This window comes from Vibrio sp. V30_P3S12P165 (assembly GCF_009904905.1).
GTDB lineage: Bacteria > Pseudomonadota > Gammaproteobacteria > Enterobacterales > Vibrionaceae > Vibrio > Vibrio fujianensis.
Map to the genome: position 1 here is coordinate 1 of NZ_WXWH01000051.1, position 2,083 is coordinate 2,083.

The window sequence follows — 2,083 nt, forward strand, 5'->3', positions numbered from 1 at the left end:
GGGATAAATTGAATATATTAGAGAATAAATTTCACTTCACGGAGGCAAGAATTGGTTATTTATATGATAAGAACCACAGTTATCCAGTGAATATTTCTCGTTACATAACGGTTTATCCGATCGAGTTACATCAGTTATTATTGAATAGTCCACTAATGTTCGATCAGCTATTTTTTGAAATGGATAACCTGGCTGAAGATAGAAACCTGATTAAACGTCCTGATGTTTGTTATCAACGACGTATTTTGTTAGTGGATGATAATGAGTCATTACGAACATTTTCGGCACTCTTATTAGAAAAACAGGGTTACGATATAGTTCAAGCAAATAATGGTAAACATGCATTAGATATTCTTTCAAATGAAAGCGTAGATCTAATCATTATGGATCTTGATATGCCCATTATGAATGGTTTTAAAGCAGCAGAAGCGATTCGTAAATTAAATACCGATGAGAGTAAAATTCCTATCATTGGTTATACTGGAGATGATCGTTCAGAAACAATTAATGCAATCTATAAAAATGGCATGAATGATTATATCGTAAAACCTGCAGATAAAGATATTCTATTAAAAAAAATAGCAAACTGGTTGTAGTTTATTCAAGCTAAGTGATCAATGTTATACTTGATCACTTAGCATCATTATCCCCGCTTCTTACTTTAAGCTGCAGAGGCTACGTTGGTTCACGTACTTACCGCCTACCTGCAATTCCAAGTTGTTTGGGTATAATGATTATTTAAAATATAAATTTGGATTTTTAATGGCCAAGCCACAAACATGAATAATTTTATCCAATTGCTCTTGAGTTAATGAGCAGTTTAAAGATAAACGAATAATGTTTTTATTTTTTGCTGTCGCCGGCCGACAAAAAACTGCACCAAATACACCATTTTCTTCTAAATAGTCTCTGACTTTTTCTGTGTTTCTTTCATCTCCAGTTTCTAACGCGATAATTTGAGATTGGCTACGGATGGTAAAACCCATATGCATCAATTCTGTACGTAAGGTATGTGCATCATGCAACAGTTTTGCTCTTTTTTCATCAGCGGCTTTGATTACTTCTAATGTTGCACTTAACGCTTCAACTTCATACGGTAAAATCGTAGAACTAAAGATGGCAGGATAGCCAACAAAGGGGAGACATTTATCCACATGATTATTGGCCCATATCGCTCCAGCCCGATAAGCAAAAGTTTTTGCAAGGCTGACCGTCATAAAATCGACCTGTTCTGATAGCCCTAATTCACATAGTAGCCCGGCTCCTTGAGGGCCGTAAACGCCTAATGAATGGGACTCATCAACCAAAATGGCACATTGATATTGCTTAGCAATTGCGACAAGGTCGACAAGTGGTGCGATGGTGCCTATCGTGCTATAAATCGAGTCTACCGCGATGATACCCGGGCCATGTCTTTTGATTAATTTGATCAGATGATCGCAATTATTATGCATAAATGGATGCAACTGAGCATTGGCATATCGAGCGCCTTCCCACATAGACATATGAGCAAAAAAATCAATATAAACCGGCGTGTCTGGTGAACAGATAGTCTGTAATAGTGCGGTGTTTGCATTCCATCCCGATTGTGATAGTAGGCAAGTATCAAATTGAGCGAAACTGGCTAATTGTTTCTCAAGTGGCGGTTTGGTTTCGTCATCTTGCAGAAAGATACCAGACATAAAGAGGCTATCATGGCTCTCATCAATTGCTTTTTTCAATCGTGTTTTAACTAGAGGGTGATTGGATAAGCTGAGATAGTCATTACTTTGTAAAAGTATGTCATTATTTGCTGGTCTTTTACCTAATACGAGATGTTTACCATTATGATTGTTCTCAATCAAATCATGGATAAATAAATCTAGACGTCTTTGAACAAATTCAGGTAGACGCGTATTTTTAACATCATTTTTCATTGATCATATCCTTTTTACATTTAATAAATGCCAGCTGACAATGGATATATTGATATGAAAAAATTAATTGTCATTAGTGATATATTATAGTTTTGCGGTAGCTAGCAAACTCTATTATATTGAATTTATTATCTATTTGTCATTCGTACGTTCAGGGAGTCTATCTG

2 protein-coding genes are annotated in these 2,083 nt (G+C 35.9%); one reads left to right on the forward strand and one right to left on the reverse strand.

What is annotated here, in order from left to right; genetic code table 11:
* The coding region (locus CAG57_RS10430) for a response regulator (protein ID WP_237666064.1) at positions 1–596 on the forward strand (596 nt) is incomplete at its 5' end.
* Positions 597–734: 138 nt separating this feature from the next.
* Here the strand turns inward: CAG57_RS10430 and cqsA are convergent.
* Positions 735–1,916 (reverse strand): alpha-hydroxyketone-type quorum-sensing autoinducer synthase, encoded by a 1,182-nt coding sequence (gene cqsA / locus CAG57_RS10435; protein ID WP_161433725.1) that lies wholly within the window; start codon positions 1,914–1,916, stop codon positions 735–737.
* Between the last annotated feature and the right edge of the window lie 167 nt (positions 1,917–2,083).